Origin of the sequence: Neptuniibacter sp. 1_MG-2023, assembly GCF_030547185.1 — a bacterium.
In the GTDB taxonomy this organism is placed as follows: Bacteria; Pseudomonadota; Gammaproteobacteria; order Pseudomonadales; family Balneatricaceae; genus Neptuniibacter.
On the sequence record NZ_JAUOQR010000003.1, the window covers coordinates 298917 to 320517 of the forward strand.

Here is a 21601-nt window from a genome sequence, read left to right on the forward strand (position 1 = left end):
TGTAGATTAAATTGTATCATCAGGTCTGAGTGTTAATATTTCATAACCATCGGCCGTCACCAATATAGTGTGTTCCCATTGTGCGGAAAGGCGGCGATCGGATGTTTCCACGGTCCAACCATCTTTCTTTGAAAGCTTAACTTGGCGTTTGCCCGCGTTAATCATCGGTTCAATAGTGAAGATCATCCCTTCTTCTAAGATCTCGCCAGTGTCGGGTCTGCCATAATGTAATACTTGAGGTTCTTCGTGGAACTCCGCGCCTATGCCATGTCCGCAGTATTCGCGTACAACGGTGTAATGGTTTTGTTCCGCATAGGTTTGTATGGTGTGACCAATATCGCCTAGACGAGCACCTGGTTTGACCAATCGAATCCCTCTGTACATGCATTCTAGTGTTACATCGACCAGTCTACGTGCATGTGGAAGCTCCTTGCCAACAAAGAACATCTTGCTTGTATCGCCATGATAGCCGTCCTTAATGACTGTAATATCAATATTAATAATATCGTTATTTTTTAGGGGCTTATCATTGGGGATGCCATGGCAAACGACTTGGTTTACCGATGTGCAGATTGATTTTGGAAAACCATGGTAATTGAGTGGTGCGGGAATAGCTTGCTGTTCGTTGACAATGTAGTCGTGACAGATCTGATTGAGTTCGTCGGTGGTGACGCCGACTTTTACAAAAGGTTCAATCATGACTAAAACATCGGCAGCTAAACGGCCTGCGATGCGCATTTTTTCGATCTCTTCTGGGGTTTTAATCTTGATGCTCATAGCTGCCGGAATATCCTTCTAATTCTTGTGAGTACTGTATGTAAAAAATAACTGGATGGGGATTGTATCAATCAACTGAGGTTAAAAGAAATAAGCTTTATCTCTATGGGCAGTTATGGTATAAATCCGCGCTCAATTTGCATAAGCAAAAATGTCACACACGTGCCGACACAATATTCAGGGTGCCTTAGGGTTGAATGTTGGGGTTCGTGGAGGTCTAACCCAAAACATTTAGGAAAAAACAATGGCTAAAACTACTATGCGTGACCTGCTTAAAGCAGGCGTTCACTTCGGTCACCAGACTCGTTACTGGAACCCGAAAATGTCAAAATTCATTTTCGGTGCTCGTAACAAAATCCATATCATCAACCTAGAGCACACACTTCCTGCTCTTAATGGTGCATTGGATAGCATCCAGAATATGGCATCTAACAAAAATAAAGTTCTTTTTGTTGGTACAAAACGTGCAGCAAGCAAAATCATTAAAGAAGAAGCTAGCCGTGCATCTATGCCATACGTTAACCACCGTTGGTTGGGTGGTATGCTGACTAACTACAAGACTATTCGTCAGTCTATCCGTCGTCTTCGTGATCTAGAATCACAGAGCCAAGACGGTACGTTTGAAAAGCTAACTAAGAAAGAAGCTTTGATGCGTCAGCGTGAAATGGAAAAGCTAGAGCGTTCTATCGGTGGTATTAAAGAGATGGGCGGCCTGCCTGATGCTCTTTTTGTAATCGATGTGGATCATGAGCGTATCGCTGTAAATGAAGCAAACAAGCTAGGTATCCCTGTTATCGGTGTTGTTGATACTAACAGTAATCCTGATGGTATTGACGTTATTATTCCTGGTAACGATGATGCGTTGCGCGCTATTCAGATTTACGTTAAGTCTGCTGCTGATGCATGCCTTGAAGGTTCAGGTGCTGGTGCTGGCGACAAAAACGAATTCGTAGAAGTTGAAGAGACTCCAGCTGCGGCTGAGTAATCGGACTGTAAACACAGTCAATTATTCTCTTTGATGACTTAAAGAGGGGGCTAGGCCCCCTTTTTTGGATTTTTTGATTAACCCACGACTATTTTATTAGGGGTATCGATAATGGCGAAGATTTCCGCTGCAATGGTTAAAGATCTGCGTGACCGTACAGGTCTAGGCATGATGGAATGTAAAAAAGCACTTCAGGGTACTGATGGTGATGTAGATAAAGCGATTGAAGAAATGCGTAAAGCATCAGGTATGAAAGCAGCTAAAAAAGCTGGTCGTACTGCTGCTGAAGGTGTTGTTCTAGTTAAGGTCGCTGATGATAATAGCTACGCTGTTGCTGTAGAGGTTAACTCTGAAACTGATTTCGCTGCGCGCGATGAAGGTTTCTTAGCGTTTTCAAATGTTGTTCTTGATAAAGCATTTGCTGGTAAAGAAACAAACGTTGAAACTTTGATGGCTGGTGAATTGAACGATGCACGTGATGCATTAGTTCAGAAAATCGGTGAAAACATTGGCGTACGCCGTGTGTTCTTAGTTGAAGGTGGTGTTGTCGCTGCCTATGTTCATAGTAATAACAAAATTGCTGCAATGGTTCAGCTTGAAGGCGGTAACGCTGAAACAGCTAAAGATATTGCTATGCACGTGACTGCTGTTAATCCTCAGGTTGTAAGTAAAGATGATATGCCTGAAGATGTAGTTGCTAAAGAGAAAGAAATTATTCTTGCTCAGCCAGATATGGCTAGTAAGCCAGCAGAAATTGCTGAGAAAATGGTTGTTGGTCGTATCAATAAATTCTTGGCAGAGAATAGCTTGGTAGAGCAAGCGTTCGTTAAAAATCCTGAGCTTAAAGTGGGCCAGGTTGCTAAAGATGCTGGTGCGACAGTTAAATCCTTTACTCGTATAGAAGTGGGTGAAGGCATTGAAGTTGAAGAAGTGGATTTTGCTGCTGAAGTTGCTGCTCAGTTGAAAGGCTAACTTGCTGTAAAACCTTCCGATTGCGCATGTTCTGCATGCGCAATCTTCCCTTTTCCTGATACACTATCCTGATCTCAATTTCTGCGGAGATAGACGGATGCCATCTACCGAAAAACGATCCAAGTATAAACGTATTCTGCTCAAGTTGAGCGGTGAAGCCCTGATGGGCGAAGAAAGCTTTGGTATTGATTCCAATGTCCTCAATCGAATGGCGCTTGAAATTGGCCAGTTGGTTGGAATAGGTGTGCAAGTGGGTATGGTGATCGGTGGCGGGAATTTATTCCGCGGTGCCGCACTCAATGCTGCTGGCTTAGATCGAGTTACTGGCGATCACATGGGAATGTTAGCTACGGTTATGAATGCATTAGCTATGCGCGATGCTTTAGAACGTAGCAATATTAATACACGTGTTATGTCTGCAATTCCTATGAGTGGTGTCGTTGATCATTATGATCGTCGTAACGCGATACGTTACTTGAATCAGGGTGATGTAGTTATTTTTGCCGCGGGCACAGGTAACCCATTTTTCACTACAGATTCTGCCGCTTGTTTACGTGGTATAGAAATTGACGCAGACGTTGTGTTAAAAGCGACAAAAGTTGATGGTGTATATACTGCCGACCCAGTGAAAGATCCAACAGCGCGCCGATACCTTCATTTAAATTATGATGAAGTTCTGGAGCAGCAGTTAGGAGTGATGGATCTGACGGCGATATGTTTAACGCGCGATCATAATATGCCTGTTCGTGTATTTAATATGAATAAATCAGGTGCTTTGGCTAACCTTGTTGTTGGTGGTAATGAAGGCACGTTGATTGATTGCAGTGAAACGGTTGGAGAAAAATATGCTGAATGAAATTACTCAGGATGCTTCCGAACGCATGCAGAAGAGCTTAGATGCTCTAGTAAATAATTTTAAAAAGATTCGTACTGGGCGCGCACATCCAAGTATTTTGGAAGGTGTGCAGGTTTCCTATTACGGATCTGATGTGCCTTTAAGTCAGGTTGCTAATATCTCGGTTGAAGATGGTCGTACACTGTCTATTGTGCCTTGGGAAAAACCAATGGTGCCTGTGATTGAAAAAGCCATTATGACATCGAATCTGGGGCTTAATCCTGCTACGGCCGGTGAAAATATCCGTGTCCCTATGCCGCCTTTGACAGAAGAAACACGTAAGGGCTACATAAAGCAGGCTCGTTCAGAAGCTGAGAATGCGCGTGTATCTGTACGTAATGTTCGTCGTGATGCTAATGGTGATTTGAAGGATCTTCTGAAAGAGAAGGAGATTACTGAGGATGATCAACGCCGTGGTGAAGATCAGATTCAGAAGATTACGGATAAGTATGTTGCTGAAGTGGATGCACTTTTGGAACAGAAAGAAAAAGATCTAATGGAAATTTGATCGTAGCAGCGGTGCTGTAAAGTGCCGCTGAACTTATGTCATGAAATCTACTAATAGCTCGTCTAGTCTAGCTGCGAAAACGCCGCGACATATTGCCATTATAATGGATGGTAATAATCGCTGGGCGAAAGAGCGGCGCTTGCCCGGTCTTGCCGGACATAAGGCTGGTGTTGACTGCGTCCGTTCCACTATCGAAGGCTGTATTGAGTCTGGTGTGGAAGTGTTGACGCTTTTTGCGTTTAGTTCTGAAAATTGGAAACGTCCACCCCTTGAAGTTAAAGGGTTGATGGAATTATTTAAATTAGCTTTAGATCGCGAAGCTAAACGGTTACTGAAAAACAATATTCGTTTGCGAGTGATTGGGGATAAGTCTGCTTTTAGCGCTTCTCTACAGAAAAAAATTGAAAAAGTTGAGGTGCTGACCGAAAAATGCACAGGCCTTCAGCTAAATATTGCAGCAAACTATGGTGGTCGCTGGGATATAGTTAATGCCGCTCAACGAGTCGCTGAGCAGTGTGTGCAAAATAAAATATCGCCTGCTGATATTACTGAAGAGTTGTTTTCTGCAGCGGTAACGCTTGATGAACTGCCTGAGCCTGATCTTTGTATCCGCACAGGTGGTGAAAAGCGCATAAGTAATTTTCTTATTTGGCAATTCGCATATACCGAACTTTATTTCTCTGATGCTTATTGGCCAGATTTCGATAAATCTCACCTATTGGCTGCTATTGATGATTTTGGTCGTCGGCAGCGTCGTTTTGGGCGTACTAGTGAGCAAGTAGAGGCTGAGATGAATGCTTAAACAACGCATAATTACGGCGATGGTTCTTGCGCCTCTGGCGTTGTTTGGTGTTTTTGGTCTTCCTTTCTCCTCCTTTGTCTTTTTAATGGATACTGTCATATTGTTGGCTGCATGGGAATGGGCGAATCTCGCTGGTTTTCAAAAGCTTGGGGCGAAATTAGTCTATGTATGCCTTGTGGCTGTCGTTGTAGGTTTGTGCCACTATCAATATCAAAATATAGATGTCTTTTATGTTTTTTCTCTTGCTGTTGCCTTTTGGTTTGTTGCGCTCTTTTGGGTGTATAGATTTCCGCGTGTATCTAGTTGGGGCCCAGTCTTAGCGCGAGGTATGATTGGTTTTATTGTTCTTCTGCCTTGTTGGTTTGCGTTTGTTGAAATGAAGTCCGTAGAACAGGGTGATCAGTTGATTCTTCTACTGTTATTGCTTGTCTGGGGAGCGGATGTAGGTGCTTATTTTGCGGGCAAGCGTTTTGGCCGAACAAAATTGGCGCCCAGTGTGAGCCCTGGAAAGACGCGTGAGGGATTGTATGGCGGCTTAGTCGCGTGCTTAGCTGTTGCGGTTATTTATAGTTTTATTGCTGGGGTGGCATCAGTCAGTATATTTCCTTTAGTTATTATGGCGCTGCTGACGGGGTTGATTTCAGTCTTAGGCGATCTTTTTGAGAGTATGTTAAAACGTCATCGAGGCATTAAGGATAGTAGTCAATTGTTGCCTGGGCATGGGGGGGTACTGGACCGTATCGATAGCATTACCGCCGCTTCGCCATTGTTTATCTTAGGAATGCAGTATTGGGTGTTTGTGTAATATGGAATTTCTGCATACTGTTTTTATCACCATTCTAACCTTAGGTATTTTGGTTACTATTCATGAATGGGGACATTTTTATGTTGCGCGTAGATGCGGCATTAAGGTCTTAAAGTTTTCAATCGGTTTTGGTAAAGCTTTATATACTTGGCGTGATAAGCAGGGCACTGAATTTGCAATTGCTGCTATCCCGTTGGGTGGTTATGTGAAAATGCTAGATGAGGGAGAGGCTGAGGTTCCTCCTGAACAGTTAGATCAAGCATTTAATCGTAAACCTGTCTTGCAGCGGATGGCTGTTGTGGTTGCGGGGCCTGCAGTTAATCTTATCTTTGCTGTTCTTGCTTATTGGTTTATGTATCAATCGGGTGTTTCTACAGTCGTGCCTGTAGTGGGTACGCTTATCGAAGGCTCTATTGCGGATACAGCTAATATACCTGTGAATAGTGAAATTTTATCTGTTGATGGTGATGAAACCCTATCTTGGGATGAAGTAAATTTAAAACTAGCTTCTCGCGTTGGTGAAAGTGGTTCTTTAGTGCTCACTGTGCGGCCAGTGGATAAAGTTAATGCTGTACCTGAAGAGTATGCTGTAGATCTGAAGAAGTGGCATATTGACCTTGAAAATGAGTCGCCATTAACTGCATTGGGTCTGATTCCTTGGCGACCAGAGGTGCCGGCAATTATTGGTCGTTTAGTTGAGGATGGGCGAGCTAAAGCCGCAGGGCTTCAACTAGGTGACAAAGTAGTAAGTGTAAATGCAGATGTAGTTGATGATTGGTATTCTTTAGTTGATGTGGTGAGAGCGAGTCCTAATACGCCGTTAACGCTTCAAGTTCAGCGTGGTGTGGATTTGCGCGAACTGGTTTTATCTCCTGCACTTAAAGTGGATGAAACGGGCGAATCTTATGGCTATATAGGAGCGGCTGCGCAGCCTGTAGATTGGCCACAAGAGTATAAACGTGAGCTTCATTATGGTTTTTTTGATGCTGTGGTTAAGGCATTTAACAAAACTTTACAGATGATTTCTTTGACCCTTGATTCTATCTGGAAGATGATTGAAGGGGTAATATCAGTAAAAAACTTGAGTGGGCCTATAACCATTGCTAAAGTGGCCAGTGCTTCTGCTGCCTCTGGCTTAGAATCCTATGTGAGTTTTTTAGCTTATCTGAGTATTAGCTTAGGTATATTGAATTTATTGCCGATCCCTGTGTTGGATGGCGGGCACCTTCTTTACTACACAATTGAGTTGTTGAGAGGGAAGCCAGTCAGTGAACGAGTTCAATTTTTAGGATTGAAGATAGGGATGGCAATGCTGTTAACGCTTATGTTGGTAGCTCTGTTTAACGACTTTATGCGATTGTGATATTAAGTTACAGTCGGTTTTATTTTTATAATGGGTAAGAAGTACTTCATGAAACGCGCCATTGGACTTCTGGTTACGCTTTTTCTTTGGGCCTCATTGGCTCAAGCAAACACATCATCTTTCGTGGTTGAAGATATTCGCTTGGAGGGGTTGCAGCGAGTATCGCCAGGTATAGTTTTTAGAAACTTCCCTATTACCGCAGGGGATCAGGTCGATCCTTTGGTTCTAGCGGATGCTTCACGGAAGCTGTTTGAATCTGGTTATTTTGATGATATCGAATTGTTACGTGATGACTCTGTTCTGATTTTACAGCTTCAGGAGAGGCCATCGGTCAGTTTGATTCGATTGGATGGTAACAAAGTTCTTGAATCTGATGCGTTGTTAGATGGTCTTAAGCAGACCGGCTTGCAAGAGGGTGATGTTTTTAAGCGTTCCACCTTGGAGCAGATTAAGCAGGATATTGTTCGAGTATACTCATCACAAGGGCGTTATGGTGCAAACGTTGAAACTGATGTTGAAACGCTACCGGGTAATCGTGTTGCTCTAAATATACATATTAAAGAGGGACAGGTTGCGACGATTCAGCATATAAATATTGTTGGTAACAGTGTTTATACTGATGAAGAATTAACTGATCTGTTTTCCTTGAAGCTACCTAATTTCTGGTCTTTCTTTAAAAAGGATGACCGTTACGCTAGACAAAAACTATCTGCGGATATCGAGCGTCTTCGCTCCTATTATCTGGATAGTGGTTATGTGAATTTTTCCATTGATTCCACGCAAGTTTCAATTACACCTGATAAAAAACATGTCTATATAACCGTTAATGTCACTGAAGGTGAAAAATATACTGTTCGCGATGTAGATATTGCAGGCGAGATGGTTGTACCTGAAGCTGAATTGAAGAAAGTTATTCGCGTTGAGAAAGGTCAGACTTTTTCTAGACGCTTAATTACTGAGTCACAAGAAGCGCTGAGTAATAAAATTGGCGATGTAGGTTACATGTTTGCGAACGTATCTCCTGCGCCTGAGTTACATGATGATAATACTGTTACCGTTAAGTTTTTCCTTGATCCGGGTAAACGTACCTATGTGCGTAGGATTGCTATCAGAGGTAATACGCGTACGGCAGATGATGTTATTCGTCAGCACTTAAAGCAGATGGAAGCGGCAGTTGCATCGAATGAGTTGATTGAACAATCTAAGCTGCGATTGGAAAAAACAGGATATTTTAAGGCTGTTAGTGTCGAAACTATCCCTGTTCCAGGGAGTACAGACCTTGTTGATGTGCAGTATTCAGTTGAAGAGCAACAATCGGGTTCCTTCTCTGCAAGTTTAGGTTTCTCTCAAACCTCAGGTATCATTCTGGGCTTCCAGCTGCAGCAGGATAACTTCTTAGGTACAGGTAAAAAAGTCGGTATAGGTATCTCCAATAGTGATACTTTAACGGAATATTCATATAGTTTTGTTGATCCGTACTATACGGTAGATGGCGTAAGCCGAGGTTTTAACCTTTACTACCGTGAACGTGACTTTGACGAAGATAATACGAGTGCCTTCTCAACCGATGAGATTGGTGGTGGTGTTAACTTTGGTTATCCTATTGATGATTATCAGCGTTTGAATTTTGGTCTAAATGTTGAACAGGTCACCATCAATACAAACGCTTCTGAAACGCCTGATGAGATTAATCAGTATCTGCTGGATGAAGGAAATGATTATTTCAATATGAGCTTCACGGGTTCGTGGAGTAGTAACCACCTTAATAGGGGGTATTTCCCAACTAAAGGTTATTCCCAAAGCGCATCTCTTGAGGTCAGTATCCCTGGAAGCGATCTAAGCTATTACAAGGCGTTGTATAATGCTAAATGGTATCGCCCTCTAACTGAAGATCGTAATTGGGTACTCTCAATGAAAGGGCGTCTTGGTTATGGTGGTGAGCTGGGTGACAACGAATACCCGTTTTATAAACATTTTTATGCAGGTGGTTTGAAAACGGTTCGAGGGTACGAGCAGAATACATTAGGGCCTCGTGATACTAACGATGATCCTTTTGGTGGTGATGTATTGATTACCGGTGGTGTTGAGCTTATTTTCCCAATGCCGTTTGTTAAAGATAAATCCTCATGGCGTACGCTTTTCTTCTTTGATGCGGGTAACGTGTTTGATACTAGTTGCTCATCTGCCTCCTTGGCGGGCAACTGTGAAGATGGTGTGAAGTTGGATGAACTACGTTATTCTGCAGGCATTGGTTTGAGTTGGCTTACACCTATAGGCCCGTTATCAGTTGCTTTAGCAACACAGTTAAATGATAAAGCGGGCGATGATACGGAAGTATTCCAATTCGCATTAGGTCAGACTTTCTAAGGGATAAGATATGAATTTTAAAGCGTTGTTAGGTTTTGTTTTAGTTGCAAGTATGAGTTTCTCGGTACATGCAGAGAAAATAGCGGTACTGGGTGTGCAGCAAGCCTTGTTAGCTTCGTCTGCGGCAGCTGACTTTCGTGAGAAGCTTAAAAGTGAGTTTTCTAAAGAGGAGCGTTCACTTTTAGACTTAGAGAAACAAGTGAAAACAGCTCGTGATAAAGTTACAAAGAATAAAGATTTAGCTTCAGCTGACGAGCTGAATAAAATGAAAATACAGTTTCAAAAGGTCTTCGCGGAATATCAACGTAATGGACAAGCGCTACAGCAGAAAAGAATGGAACGGGAGCAAGCTTTCGTCCAAGAGATGCGCCCTAAACTTGATAAAGTGATCCGAGCGCTTATTGAAAAAGAAGGCTATGATGTGGTTTTAGCAAAGCAGGCAACTCTTTTTGCAAAGAAAGAGGTTGATATTACGCCGCGCGTTGTTGAACTTTTAAATAAGCAATAGGCTTATATGGGTTCATGAAAAATCATCATTACACGCTTAGTGATATTGCGACGTTTCTTTCGGCAGAGTTTGTTGGTAATGCTGATTATAAATTGAGCTCAGTATCTACATTGCAGTCGGCATCGTCGGCTCAGCTCTCTTTTATAGCAAATAATCGCTATCAGAAGTATTTGCGTACAACCCAAGCTGGCGCAGTGATTCTGTCGCCAGCAGATCTGGAAAACTATTCAGGCAATGCTATTTTAGTTGATGATCCTTATTTGGCTTACGCTAAAATAAGCCACCTGTTTTCTTCAGCTCAAAAACTATCACAAGAGATATCACCTTCTGCACATGTTCATCCTTCGGCCGTTGTTAGTAAAACGGCCTCTGTGGCTGCCGGAGCTCATATAGGCCCCAATTGTACAATTGGAGATAATGTTACTGTCGGGGCTAATTCGGTCGTAGGCGCAGGATCAAGTGTTGCAGATAATACTGTGATCAATGCTAATGTGACGATCTACCATAATGTGAAAATAGGCGCTAACTGCCTAATTCATGGCGGTGTGGTTTTGGGGGCGGATGGATTCGGGTTTGCTAAAGATGGCGACGACTGGGTTAAAATTGCTCAGTTAGGCGGTGTCTGCATAGGTAATAATGTTGAAATCGGCGCGGGCACAACCATTGATCGTGGTGCTTTAGACGATACTGTTATCGAAGATGGTGTGATTTTAGATAATCAGATTCAAATCGCTCATAATGTTACAATTGGCAAAAATAGTGCATTAGCTGCTTGTACTGCAGTGGCTGGTAGCACTAAAATTGGCGCCCAGTGCACAATTGCTGGAGCTTGCGGAATTACAGGTCATTTGTCGATTGCGGATGGCTCGCATATTACTGCAATGTCGCTTATTACAAAATCCATATTGAAGCCGGGTGTATATTCATCAGGTACGGGAATGTTACCGAATAAAATGTGGAAAAAAAATGTTGTTCGTTTTCGACAGCTGGATCAAATGGCGCGTCGAATTAAGTCTATTGAAGACGAGATTATTGAGATTAAGGGTTCGTAAGAAATGATGGATGTGAATGAAATTCGGGAATATCTTCCGCATCGTTATCCTTTCCTTTTGGTGGATAGGGTGTTGGAGTTAGAAAAAGGAACGTCCATTGTTGCGATTAAAAACGTTACAGTTAACGAACCCTTTTTTAATGGACATTTCCCCGACTATCCTGTGATGCCTGGTGTTTTAATTGTTGAAGCCATGGCACAAGCTGCAGGCCTTCTCGGTTTTAAAACAATGGATAAAACGCCACAAGATGGATCTATCTATTATTTTGTGGGTGCGGATAAGCTACGCTTTAAACGTCCTGTAGTTCCAGGAGACCAGTTAAAGTTAGAAGCGACTGTTGTATCTGAGCGTCGAGGTATTTGGAAATTTGATGTGCGTTCATCTGTCGACGGTGATACGGTAAGTACTGCAACTATTTTGTGTGCTGATAGAAAGGTTTAAGTCTTGATCGATTCTCGTGCTGTTATAGATCCCTCTGCAAAGCTGGCCAGTGATGTTGTTGTAGGGCCATGGTCTCTTATTGGACCTGATGTCGAAATCGGTGCGGGTACAGTTGTTGGGCCTCACGTTGTTATAAAAGGCCCAACGACAATTGGCAAAAACAATAAGATTTTCCAATTTGCTTCGGTGGGTGAAGATTGCCAAGATAAGAAGTATGCAGGTGAGCCGACCAAATTGGTTATCGGTGATAATAATATCATTCGAGAAGGCGTAACTATTCACCGAGGTACTGTGCAGGATGCCGGGGTTACTCAAGTAGGTAGTGATAACCTTTTTATGGCCTATGCCCACGTGGCACATGATTGCATTGTTGGTGATCATGTCATTATGGCTAATAATACTGCTATTGCTGGGCATGTTCATGTTGGTGATTGGGCTGTTCTTGGTGGGTTTACTGCTGTACATCAGTTTTGTCATATTGGTGCGCATGTCATGTGCGGGACTAGTACTGTAGTGCTTAAAGATATTCCTGATTACATTATGGCCAATGGTAATACGGCAGCCCCTCATGGTATTAATGTTGAAGGTTTGAGGCGAAGAGGTTTTTCAGCTGATGCTATTGCCAATTTACGCCGCGCCTACAAGATTATTTACCGTAAAAAATTGACTATTGCTCAAGCGCTAGTTGAGTTACGGGAGCTTGCGGAAAGCTGTCCCGAAGTCCTATCTTTGATTCACTCTATTGAATTATCAAGCCGCGGCATTATTCGCTAGGAGAAACTATGCCGAATCCTCTGCGAATAGGCATTGTTGCGGGAGAAGCCTCAGGTGATATTTTAGGCGCGGGGCTTATCCGATCACTTAAAACCAGATTTCCAGATCTTATCGTTGAAGGTATAGGTGGTGAGCTTATGCAGGCTGAGGGCTGTATATCTCGTTACCCGATGGAACGTTTATCTGTGATGGGGTTAGTTGAAGTTCTTGGTCGATTGTTTGAGTTGCTTAAAGCCCGTAAAGCGCTTATCCAATATTTTATCGATAATCCCCCAGATGTTTTTATTGGTATTGATGCGCCAGACTTTACCCTCCATATGGAAGGTCGTTTAAAAGCGGCAGGGATTCCAACGGTTCATTATGTAAGCCCCTCTGTTTGGGCGTGGAAACGTAAGCGTATTTTTAAAATAAAGCAAACAACGGATTTAGTGTTAGCTTTGTTTCCCTTTGAACCTGCTTGTTACCAAGAAACAGGCCAGAGAATTGAGTTTGTTGGTCACCCATTGGCTGATCAGATTGTAAATGATCCCTCCCTTCGAGACCCTCGAGCTCTATTTGATATTAGCGAGACCCAGCGAGTTGTCGCGTTATTACCAGGTAGTAGAGGGAGTGAGATAAAATATCTGGCAGAGCCCTTTTTACAAACAGCAAGATGGTTAACTGAAAAAGAGCCTGATTTGCTTTTTCTTTTGCCAGCGGCTAATAAGCAACGATTCAATGAGCTTGAAGCTTTACTCGACGAAGGCTTTTCTGAGCTTAATGTTAGATTAGTGCTGCAGCAATCTAGGCAAGTGATGGCTGCTGCTGATGTTATCTTAATCGCTTCAGGTACGGCTACGCTCGAGGCGACTATCTTGAAAAAACCGATGGTTGTCGCCTATAAAATGGCATCATTAACTTATGCTATTTATTCGCGAATGATTAAATCTCGTCATATATCACTACCTAATTTGCTGGCTGATGAAACTTTAGTTCCAGAGGTTTTACAGGATGATGTGACCCCCAGCATTTTAGGCGAGTCGCTATTAAAAGCTCTGAATGATCACTCTTATATTGATTATGTGCAGAAGCGTTTTGAAGATGTTTATACTCAGCTACATCAAGATGCTGATGAGCGAGCCGCATCTGCGATCGTTCAACTGCTTAAGGACAAAGGGGCGCTGTAATGGATAGTTTGGGTTTTGATTTTGGCGATGGGAAGCGGGTAGCCGGTGTGGATGAGGTGGGTCGAGGTCCACTGGTCGGTAATGTCGTAGCTGCTGCTGTTATTCTAGATCCATCGAAACCGATTGTAGGTTTAGCCGATTCAAAAAAATTATCTGAGAAACGTCGAGAATCACTTGATCTTGAAATAAGAGAGAAGGCACTTGCTTGGTGTATTGCTTCTGCATCCCCTGTGGAAATTGACGAGCTGAATATTCTGCATGCAACAATGTTAGCTATGCAGAGAGCTGTCCAGGGATTAGATATAGCGCCTGAATTTGCTTTTATTGATGGTAATCGTTGTCCCCAGTTATTATGCCCAAGTGAAGCTGTGGTTAAAGGGGATAGTAAAGTTGCTGAGATCAGCGCTGCGTCTATTATTGCTAAAGTTGCACGTGATAAGGAGATGCAGGAGCTTGATGTTTTACATCCAGAATATGGGTTTGCTAAGCATAAAGGTTATCCGACTGTTCTTCATTTAGAGGCATTAAAAAAGCATGGCCCGTTAGTTCAGCACAGACGTTCTTTTAAACCTGTACGTCAGTTATTAGAAGAAAATTAACTTAACCCATTAGATTGAGCACCATGTCAGAGCTAGCCTTAAACGATCCTAAATTTATTCATCTACGTGTACATACTGAGTTTTCCTTAGTAGATGGATTAGTGCGTGTTAAAGAGCTTATTGCAGCCGCAAAAGCGAATAATATGCCTGCTGTAGCGATGACAGACCAAACTAATCTTTTTGCTTTAATTAAATTTTTTAAAGCAGCCACAGGTAGTGGTATTAAACCACTATGTGGGGCGGATCTTTGGGTTGAAAATACGGATGAACCTGGAGGCGAGCCTTATCGATTAACCTTCTTAGTGAGAAACTCTGAAGGTTATCTGAATCTCATGGAGCTGATCTCCCAAGCTTATTCTGAAGGGCAAAATATCATTCATGATATGGCGCTGGTTAAAAAAGAATGGGTTGTGGATAAGTCTGAGGGTTTAATCGTACTCTCGGGTGGTAAGCGGGGAGAAATTGGCCGTTCCATTCTGGCTGAAAATGGTCAGGCTGGTGATATTTTACAATATTGGATGGATGTATTTCCTGATTCTTTTTACTTGGAAGTACAACGTACAGGCCGAAGTGGTGATGAGCAGGTGGTTCACGGTTCAGTTGCTTTAGCTAAACAGTATAACTGTCCAGTTGTTGCGACCAATGAAGTCATGTTTATTAAGCCTGAAGACTTTGAGGCCCATGAGGTTCGCGTTTGCATAAACCAAGGACGAGCTTTTGAAGACCCTACTCGCCCTAAAGATTATAGTGAAGAGCAGTATTTCCGTTCTCAAGATGAAATGGCGGAGCTTTTTAGTGATATTCCATCGGCTGTTAGCAATACAGTAGCTATAGCGAAACGTTGTAATATTGAAATTGAAATGGGGACTTACTACCTGCCGAAATATCCCATTCCTGAAGGGATGTTGATGGATGATTATTTTCGCAAGGTCTCCTATGACGGTTTAGAAGAGCGTTTAGCCATTCTTCTTGATCGTGATGATCCTGAATATGACGCTAAACGTCAGCTATATGTTGATCGGCTTGAATTCGAGCTTGAGATCATCATTCAGATGGGTTTCCCCGGCTATTTCCTTATCGTGATGGACTTTATTAAATGGGGTAAGGAGAACGGTGTACCTGTAGGGCCCGGTCGAGGTTCTGGTGCGGGCTCATTGGTGGCTTATGTACAAAAGATCACTGATCTAGATCCACTTGAATACGACTTGCTGTTTGAGCGATTCCTAAATCCTGAACGTGTTTCTATGCCGGATTTCGATATCGATTTCTGTATGGATAACCGGGATAGGGTGATTGACTATGTGGCCAGAACTTACGGCCGTGATGCGGTATCTCAGATTGTTACTTTCGGTACTATGGCGGCCAAAGCGGTTGTCCGCGATGTAGCGCGTGTGCAAGGTAAGCCTTTTGGTTTGGCGGATCGCCTATCTAAGCTTATCCCGTTTGAAGTTGGGATAACGCTGAAGAAAGCGATGGAACAGGAGCCGATGTTAAGTGACTTTGTGAACTCGAGTGCTGAGGCGCAAGAGATCATGGAGATGGCTTATAAGCTGGAAGGGATTACTCGAAATGTGGGTAAGCATGCGGGTGGTGTGGTTATCGCTCCAACCAAACTGACCGATTTTGCTGCAACTTATTGTGATGAAGAAGGTAAAGGCCTTGTTACCCAGTTTGATAAGGGCGACGTTGAAGAAGCGGGTTTGGTTAAATTCGACTTTTTAGGACTGAGAACGCTGACAATTATTGATTGGGCGTTACAAACGATCAATAACATTCGAGAGAAAAATAATGAAGCGCCTCTCGATATAGCGTTAATTGATTTAGAAGATAGAAAAACATTTGATCTTCTGCAGTCGGCTGAAACTACTGCTGTGTTCCAGTTAGAGTCGAGTGGTATGAAGGATCTTGTCCGCCGCTTATTACCCTCTCGTTTTGAAGATATTGTCGCACTTGTTGCACTCTTTCGTCCGGGGCCTTTGCAGTCGGGCATGGTTGATGACTTTATCAACCGTAAGCATGGCCGTGCCGAGATGGCTTGGCCGCATCCAGATTACCAATTAGATAGTTTGCAGCCAGTATTAGAGCCGACTTACGGTATTATCCTTTACCAAGAGCAGGTTATGCAGATTGCTCAGGTTATGGCTGGATATACCCTTGGTGGGGCCGATATGTTGCGTCGTGCTATGGGTAAGAAAAAGCCTGAGGAGATGGCGAAGCAGCGCGCTTTGTTTTTAGAGGGCTCTGAAGCTAATGGTATTGATAAAGACCTAGCAGGTAATATCTTTGATCTTGTAGAGAAGTTTGCGGGTTATGGTTTTAACAAATCCCACTCCGCCGCCTACGCGCTTGTCTCCTATCAGACTGCGTGGCTGAAAACCCATTACCCTGCTCCTTTTATGGCTGCAGTGCTTTCTTCTGATATGCAGAACACTGACAAAGTAGTGATCTTCGTTGAAGAATGCCGTCAGATGAAGATTGCACCAACCTTGCCTGATGTTAATAGTGGCGATTATATGTTCACTGTTAATGATGATGGCGACATCGTTTATGGATTAGGGGCTATTAAAGGGGTTGGTGAAGGGCCGATTGAAGCGATTGTTGAAGCAAGAGCTTCAGGAGAAGAGTTTAAAGATCTGTTTGATTTCTGTCAGCGTGTTGGGGCAAAGAAATTAAATAAACGGGTGCTTGAAGCACTGGTTCGATCGGGTGCGCTGGATAAATTAGGTGCTGAACGTGCTGTGTTATGGAAAGCTATTCCTGATGCCTTGCAGGCTGCCGACCAAACCGCTAAAAATCAAGATGCGGGAATGTTTGACCTATTTGGCGAGGCAGAGGCTGAGTTAGAACGTGATCCTTATGAAGAATATAAAGGTGTTAGGCCTTGGACTGATAAGGAGCGTCTAACGGGGGAGAAAGATACCTTAGGTTTATATTTAACAGGCCACCCAATTGATGAATATGCAGGAGAGCTTAAGCATTTTGTTAGTAAGCGTATTGTTGAGCTGCAACCTGCCCGTGGGCAAGCACAAAAAATTGCTGGTTTGGTTGTAGAGATTAGGCTTAAAAAGACCAAAAAAGGGGATAATCTCTGTTTTGTGACTTTAGATGATCGTAGCGCCCGTATTGATGTGACGCTTTTTGGGGATACCTATGATGAAGTTAGGGAGTCTGTGCAAAAGGATGTAGTTCTGATCGTAGAGGGGGAAGTAGCAGAAGACCACTTCTCGGGCGGTTTGAAAGTGCGTGTTAATAAAGTGTTAACGATTCCTCAGGCACGCTCACAATATGCATCAGGTGTTCAGGTGGTTGCAACGGCGGATCATTTTACCGGTAGAAAGTTAAAAGAGTTCGAAAGTTTACTTAATACCTACAAGATTGGCGGTCAATTGCCGGTCAAAGTACGTTATAAACGAGCAGATGCTGAGGCAGTACTTACCTTGGGTGATAATTGGAGGGTACAAGCCAGTGATGAGCTACTTATTGCATTAATGGAGCGTTTTGGTCACGAATCAGTCTCTTTGAGTTACTAGGTCTGGTTCTTAAAGCTGCAAAAAGGTACACTTTGCACAATTTTTCACTTAAGCATAGATGAGTCATATGAATCCTAACTATCTGGATTTTGAGCAGCCGATTGCGGAGCTGCAGGCAAAAATTGAAGAACTTCGTTTGGTTGGAGATGATACTGCCGAGTTAAATATCTCTGAAGAGATCTCTCGCCTTGAAGGTAAGAGTCGTGCTTTGACGGAATCAATCTTTTCAGACCTTTCTGCATGGCAAGTGTCTCAGCTAGCACGTCATCCTCAGCGGCCCTATACATTAGATTACATTGAATATATTTTTGATGAATTTGATGAGATACATGGCGATCGTCATTTTGCGGATGATCAGGCTATTGTTGGTGGTACAGCACGCCTTGATGGCAAGCCCGTTATGATCATTGGGCACCAAAAAGGGCGTGGCGTTCGTGAACGTCAAAAACGTAACTTTGGTATGCCGCGTCCTGAAGGCTATCGTAAAGCATTGCGCCTGATGGAGATGGCTGAACGTTTTAAAATGCCTATTCTTACCTTCATTGATACACCGGGCGCTTATCCTGGTATTGATGCTGAAGAGCGTGGCCAGTCAGAAGCTATAGCGTTTAACTTGGCTAAAATGTCACAATTTAAAACACCCATTATCTCTACCGTGATCGGTGAAGGTGGATCTGGTGGTGCGTTGGCGATTGGTGTATGTGATGAGCTTATGATGATGAGCTACTCTACTTACTCCGTTATATCTCCTGAAGGTTGTGCATCGATTCTTTGGAAGAGTGCTGACCGTGCAGCTGATGCAGCGAAAGCGATGGGTATTACATCTGAGCGTTTGCATGAACTAGGCCTTGTAGATCAAATTATTAACGAGCCATTGGGTGGTGCACATCGTGACCCAGCTCTAACTGCTGCAAACTTAAAACGTCACTTATTAGGTGTTTTAGATCACTTGGATGAGTTACCGACTGATGAATTGCTTGAACGACGTTATAAGCGTCTGATGGCTTATGGTTTTGGCGGTGAAGAGTAACCCTGAAGCGGTTGCTGTCCTCAAAAAATGTGAGCGCCAATTTTCAAATGCGCTCACAGTTATTTCTTCTTCAAATATAGAGCGTTTCCTTATTGCTCATAGTGGTGGTTTAGACTCTCAGGTCTTGCTAGTGCTAGCTTCTCGCTTGTTACCTTCCTCTAAGATACATGTTGTCCATATTAATCATCATTTACAAAATGAGGCTGATAGTTGGGCTGCTTTTTCGTGTGTTCAGGCTTCTATGCTTTCTCTTGCTCATGAAGTGGTTGATGTTTTTCCTGAAAACTCATCTGAAAACGCTGCGCGAGATGCTCGATACACTGCATTTGAGCAGGTAATAAGGCCTAGGGATTTGTTGTTAATGGGGCATCATGCCGATGATCAGGCTGAAACCCTTTTATTTAGAATGCTGCGTGGAGCTGGATTGCTGGGGTTGTCGGGCATGGCTGCGATGCGTTCTTTGGGGGAAGGGGCTCTGTTTCGTCCATTGCTTAAGTTGAGTCGTGCAGAGTTGGAGCAGGTTGCTGATCTATTGGAACTTGAATATATAGATGACCCGAGCAATCAGGATGAGAGTTACGATCGAAACTTTTTGCGTCATCGTGTGATGCCGTTGTTAAAGCAACGCTGGCCTCATGTGTTGACTCAGTGGCAGAAAAGCGCCGAGCTTATGGCTGAATCGCACTCTTTGCTAGAGTCCTATCTGGAATCTGACCTTTTAGACTGTACCGATCAATGGGGATGCTTAGATTTACAGAAGTTAGAAGGCTTTGAGCCGAACAAGCGTCGAGCGTTATTGCGTCATTGGATCTATGTGAAAACAGGTATTCGAATTAATCAGGAGCAGCTGCAAGTGATTTTTACTGATGTTGTGCTTGCTAAGATTGATGCGAATCCTGTTTATATTTTGGGTGAATATAAGTTGCGGCGGTTTTTAGGTGCACTTTATGTAGATCGTGATGATCTATCCTTGCCTAACTTGTTGTGTGATGGTCTCCCAGCTGAGCGCGAAGGGGAGTACGATCTGGGTGAGGGAACATTGTATATATCCGCTGCGACAATGGGGCTTAAATCCTTATCTGGTGTTGTGGTAAAGCGCCGTAAAGGTGGAGAGCGCTGTCGCCCTCAAGGTAAAAAACACTCAGTCTCTGTTAAAAAACTATTACAAGAAGCAGCGATACCGCCTTGGTATAGGGAGCATTGGCCGTTGCTTTATGTCGGTGATCAGTTGGTTGCAGTGCCTAGTATTTGCGTTTGTGAGGGATGGTACTCAGAAAAGTCTGGCTTTTCTGTTTTATGGTGCTCCTTTTCATTGTCTGAGCGCTGCTAATTTGCTATCTTATAGCGCCATCTCCAACTTAAAATTTCCTCGTTTAATACACGATCAGACAGGTTCTGCATGACGCGATATATCTTCGTCACAGGCGGTGTTGTGTCCTCATTGGGCAAAGGCATCGCATCCGCATCTCTAGCTGCCATTTTGGAAGCCAGAGGGCTGAAAGTAACTATGTTGAAACTGGACCCATATATCAATGTGGATCCAGGGACTATGAGCCCTATTCAACACGGTGAAGTTTTTGTAACAGAGGATGGTGCAGAAACCGACCTCGACCTTGGTCACTACGAACGTTTTATTCGTACGACTATGAGTAAACGTAATAATTTCACTGCCGGGCGTATCTATCAGCATGTACTCCGTAAAGAGCGCCGTGGTGATTATCTTGGTGGTACAGTACAGGTTATTCCTCATATTACCGATGAGATTAAGCGTCGCGTTATTGAGGGTGCTGGTGATGCTGATGTTGCCTTGGTAGAGATTGGCGGCACTGTTGGTGATATTGAATCGCTACCGTTTATGGAAGCTGTTCGCCAACTTAAAGCGGAACTCGGTTCATCTCGCGCTATGTTTATGCACTTAACCTTAGTGCCTTATATTGCTACTGCGGGTGAGATCAAAACTAAGCCGTCTCAGCATTCGGTTAAAGAGCTTCGTTCAATCGGTATTCAACCGGACATCTTGGTATGTCGGTCTGATTTTGCGATACCCGATTCATCGCGCCGTAAACTATCCCTGTTTACTAACGTGGAAGAGCGGGCGGTTATTTCGCTACCTGATGCCGATACTATCTACAACATTCCTCGTATGCTGTCAGAACAGCATCTTGATGACATCGTGATAGAGCGTTTTAATCTTGAATGTGGTGAAGCTAATCTTGATGAATGGGATCGTGTAGCTGATGCACACTTGAATCCAGAAGGTGAAGTTAAGATTGCCATGGTTGGTAAATACATGGAGCTTCTGGATGCTTATAAATCATTGATCGAGGCGCTTTCCCATGCGGGTATCGCCTTGAAGAGACGAGTTAAAATTGAGTGTATCGATTCTGAACGTGTAGAGCGTGAAGGGGTGGGTATTCTTAGTGATGTTAATGCCATTCTTGTGCCTGGCGGTTTTGGTGAGCGAGGCGTTGAAGGGAAGATCAGTGCTGTTCGTTATGCGCGTGAAAACAAGGTTCCATACTTAGGTATCTGTTTAGGTATGCAAGTAGCAGTGATTGAATTTGCGCGTAATGTTGCAGGTCTGGAAAATGCTACTTCGACTGAGTTTGATGCTCAGGCTGAGTATCCGGTTGTTGGTTTGATTACTGAGTGGAGAACATCTGAAGGTGATGTGGAAACGCGTGGTGAAACTGATGATCTAGGTGGAACAATGCGTTTGGGCGCCCAAATTTGTCATTTGGCTGAAGGATCTACGGCGGCTAAAGCTTATGGTTCTACAGAGGTAACTGAACGTCACCGCCATCGTTACGAAGTGAATAACAATTACGTCTCTAAATTAGAAGATGCTGGCCTACGTATCTCTGGACGTTCAGTTGATGGTGAGTTGGTCGAAGTCGTAGAAGTAGCGGATCATCCTTGGTTTGTGGCTTGTCAGTTCCATCCTGAGTTCACGTCAACTCCTCGTGATGGTCACGGGCTGTTTACCGGTTTTATTCAGGCTGCGATAGACCAACAAGCTAATTGAAA

General features: G+C 43.4%; 19 protein-coding genes. 18 read left to right on the plus strand and 1 reads right to left on the minus strand.

Features of this window, described 5'->3' with window-relative positions:
* Nucleotides 1-6: 6 nt before the first annotated feature.
* On the minus strand, nt 7-777 hold the full coding sequence (gene map / locus Q4492_RS06010) for a type I methionyl aminopeptidase (RefSeq protein ID WP_303416355.1): 771 nt from the start codon (nt 775-777) through the stop codon (nt 7-9).
* A 244-nt stretch (nt 778-1021) separates the two neighbouring features.
* Between map and rpsB the strand changes: the two genes are divergently transcribed.
* The 18 genes from rpsB to Q4492_RS06100 all read left to right on the plus strand — a co-directional run bounded on the left by rpsB (nt 1022) and on the right by Q4492_RS06100 (nt 21599).
* Complete coding sequence (gene rpsB / locus Q4492_RS06015) at nt 1022-1762, plus strand: 30S ribosomal protein S2 (RefSeq protein WP_067866207.1); 741 nt, start codon at nt 1022-1024, stop codon at nt 1760-1762.
* 111 nt (nt 1763-1873) lie between these two features.
* Nucleotides 1874-2734: a translation elongation factor Ts gene (tsf, locus tag Q4492_RS06020; RefSeq protein WP_303416356.1), complete on the plus strand. Its 861-nt coding sequence runs from the start codon at nt 1874-1876 to the stop codon at nt 2732-2734.
* Between the two features lie 97 nt (nt 2735-2831).
* A complete protein-coding gene (gene pyrH, locus Q4492_RS06025; RefSeq protein ID WP_303416357.1) occupies nt 2832-3590 on the plus strand; it encodes a UMP kinase in 759 nt (252 codons plus the stop codon).
* Nucleotides 3580-4137 (plus strand): ribosome recycling factor, encoded by a 558-nt coding sequence (gene frr / locus Q4492_RS06030; protein WP_303416358.1) that lies wholly within the window; start codon nt 3580-3582, stop codon nt 4135-4137. Before pyrH ends, frr begins: the two co-directional genes overlap by 11 nt.
* A 40-nt stretch (nt 4138-4177) precedes the next feature.
* Nucleotides 4178-4939 (plus strand): polyprenyl diphosphate synthase, encoded by a 762-nt coding sequence (gene uppS / locus Q4492_RS06035; RefSeq protein ID WP_303416359.1) that lies wholly within the window; start codon nt 4178-4180, stop codon nt 4937-4939.
* Nucleotides 4932-5744, plus strand: coding sequence for a phosphatidate cytidylyltransferase (locus Q4492_RS06040; RefSeq protein WP_303416360.1), 813 nt, complete (start codon nt 4932-4934; stop codon nt 5742-5744). The genes uppS and Q4492_RS06040 overlap by 8 nt, the downstream gene beginning before the upstream one ends.
* A gap of 1 nt (nt 5745) precedes the next feature.
* Nucleotides 5746-7107, plus strand: a complete 1362-nt coding sequence (gene rseP, locus Q4492_RS06045; RefSeq protein ID WP_303416361.1) for a sigma E protease regulator RseP — start codon at nt 5746-5748, stop codon at nt 7105-7107.
* A gap of 48 nt (nt 7108-7155) precedes the next feature.
* Nucleotides 7156-9474 (plus strand): outer membrane protein assembly factor BamA, encoded by a 2319-nt coding sequence (gene bamA / locus Q4492_RS06050; protein WP_303416362.1) that lies wholly within the window; start codon nt 7156-7158, stop codon nt 9472-9474.
* Between the two features lie 10 nt (nt 9475-9484).
* Nucleotides 9485-9982: an OmpH family outer membrane protein gene (locus tag Q4492_RS06055; RefSeq protein WP_303416363.1), complete on the plus strand. Its 498-nt coding sequence runs from the start codon at nt 9485-9487 to the stop codon at nt 9980-9982.
* 14 nt (nt 9983-9996) lie between these two features.
* Nucleotides 9997-11034 (plus strand): UDP-3-O-(3-hydroxymyristoyl)glucosamine N-acyltransferase, encoded by a 1038-nt coding sequence (gene lpxD / locus Q4492_RS06060; protein WP_303416364.1) that lies wholly within the window; start codon nt 9997-9999, stop codon nt 11032-11034.
* A 3-nt stretch (nt 11035-11037) separates the two neighbouring features.
* Complete coding sequence (gene fabZ, locus Q4492_RS06065) at nt 11038-11475, plus strand: 3-hydroxyacyl-ACP dehydratase FabZ (RefSeq protein WP_303416365.1); 438 nt, start codon at nt 11038-11040, stop codon at nt 11473-11475.
* Nucleotides 11476-11478: 3 nt separating this feature from the next.
* A complete protein-coding gene (gene lpxA / locus Q4492_RS06070) occupies nt 11479-12249 on the plus strand; it encodes an acyl-ACP--UDP-N-acetylglucosamine O-acyltransferase (protein WP_303416366.1) in 771 nt (256 codons plus the stop codon).
* Nucleotides 12250-12257: 8 nt separating this feature from the next.
* The gene (lpxB, locus tag Q4492_RS06075; protein ID WP_303416367.1) at nt 12258-13415 is read left to right on the plus strand and encodes a lipid-A-disaccharide synthase; all 1158 of its coding nucleotides are present in this window, start codon (nt 12258-12260) and stop codon (nt 13413-13415) included.
* Nucleotides 13415-14014, plus strand: coding sequence for a ribonuclease HII (gene rnhB / locus Q4492_RS06080; RefSeq protein WP_303416368.1), 600 nt, complete (start codon nt 13415-13417; stop codon nt 14012-14014). The genes lpxB and rnhB overlap by 1 nt, the downstream gene beginning before the upstream one ends.
* Before the next feature lie 23 nt (nt 14015-14037).
* On the plus strand, nt 14038-17544 hold the full coding sequence (gene dnaE / locus Q4492_RS06085; protein ID WP_303416369.1) for a DNA polymerase III subunit alpha: 3507 nt from the start codon (nt 14038-14040) through the stop codon (nt 17542-17544).
* A gap of 67 nt (nt 17545-17611) precedes the next feature.
* Nucleotides 17612-18574, plus strand: coding sequence for an acetyl-CoA carboxylase carboxyl transferase subunit alpha (accA, locus tag Q4492_RS06090; protein WP_303416370.1), 963 nt, complete (start codon nt 17612-17614; stop codon nt 18572-18574).
* The gene (gene tilS / locus Q4492_RS06095) at nt 18564-19904 is read left to right on the plus strand and encodes a tRNA lysidine(34) synthetase TilS (protein WP_303416371.1); all 1341 of its coding nucleotides are present in this window, start codon (nt 18564-18566) and stop codon (nt 19902-19904) included. The genes accA and tilS overlap by 11 nt, the downstream gene beginning before the upstream one ends.
* Before the next feature lie 69 nt (nt 19905-19973).
* Nucleotides 19974-21599 (plus strand): CTP synthase, encoded by a 1626-nt coding sequence (locus Q4492_RS06100; RefSeq protein WP_303416372.1) that lies wholly within the window; start codon nt 19974-19976, stop codon nt 21597-21599.
* The last annotated feature ends 2 nt before the right edge of the window (nt 21600-21601 follow it).

Excerpts from the sequence above, each read along its gene's own strand:
- lpxB (WP_303416367.1), top strand. The coding sequence starts at position 12,258 with ATGCCGAATCCTCTGCGAATAGGCATTGTTGCGGGAGAAGCCTCAGGT.
- bamA (WP_303416362.1), top strand. The coding sequence starts at position 7,156 with ATGAAACGCGCCATTGGACTTCTGGTTACGCTTTTTCTTTGGGCCTCA.
- uppS (WP_303416359.1), top strand. The coding sequence starts at position 4,178 with ATGAAATCTACTAATAGCTCGTCTAGTCTAGCTGCGAAAACGCCGCGA.
- dnaE (WP_303416369.1), top strand. The coding sequence starts at position 14,038 with ATGTCAGAGCTAGCCTTAAACGATCCTAAATTTATTCATCTACGTGTA.
- Q4492_RS06100 (WP_303416372.1), top strand. The coding sequence starts at position 19,974 with ATGACGCGATATATCTTCGTCACAGGCGGTGTTGTGTCCTCATTGGGC.
- lpxD (WP_303416364.1), top strand. The coding sequence starts at position 9,997 with ATGAAAAATCATCATTACACGCTTAGTGATATTGCGACGTTTCTTTCG.
- Q4492_RS06040 (WP_303416360.1), top strand. The coding sequence starts at position 4,932 with ATGCTTAAACAACGCATAATTACGGCGATGGTTCTTGCGCCTCTGGCG.
- pyrH (WP_303416357.1), top strand. The coding sequence starts at position 2,832 with ATGCCATCTACCGAAAAACGATCCAAGTATAAACGTATTCTGCTCAAG.
- Q4492_RS06055 (WP_303416363.1), top strand. The coding sequence starts at position 9,485 with ATGAATTTTAAAGCGTTGTTAGGTTTTGTTTTAGTTGCAAGTATGAGT.
- tsf (WP_303416356.1), top strand. The coding sequence starts at position 1,874 with ATGGCGAAGATTTCCGCTGCAATGGTTAAAGATCTGCGTGACCGTACA.
- rpsB (WP_067866207.1), top strand. The coding sequence starts at position 1,022 with ATGGCTAAAACTACTATGCGTGACCTGCTTAAAGCAGGCGTTCACTTC.
- map (WP_303416355.1), bottom strand. The coding sequence starts at position 777 with ATGAGCATCAAGATTAAAACCCCAGAAGAGATCGAAAAAATGCGCATC.
- rnhB (WP_303416368.1), top strand. The coding sequence starts at position 13,415 with ATGGATAGTTTGGGTTTTGATTTTGGCGATGGGAAGCGGGTAGCCGGT.
- rseP (WP_303416361.1), top strand. The coding sequence starts at position 5,746 with ATGGAATTTCTGCATACTGTTTTTATCACCATTCTAACCTTAGGTATT.
- fabZ (WP_303416365.1), top strand. The coding sequence starts at position 11,038 with ATGATGGATGTGAATGAAATTCGGGAATATCTTCCGCATCGTTATCCT.
- accA (WP_303416370.1), top strand. The coding sequence starts at position 17,612 with ATGAATCCTAACTATCTGGATTTTGAGCAGCCGATTGCGGAGCTGCAG.
- frr (WP_303416358.1), top strand. The coding sequence starts at position 3,580 with ATGCTGAATGAAATTACTCAGGATGCTTCCGAACGCATGCAGAAGAGC.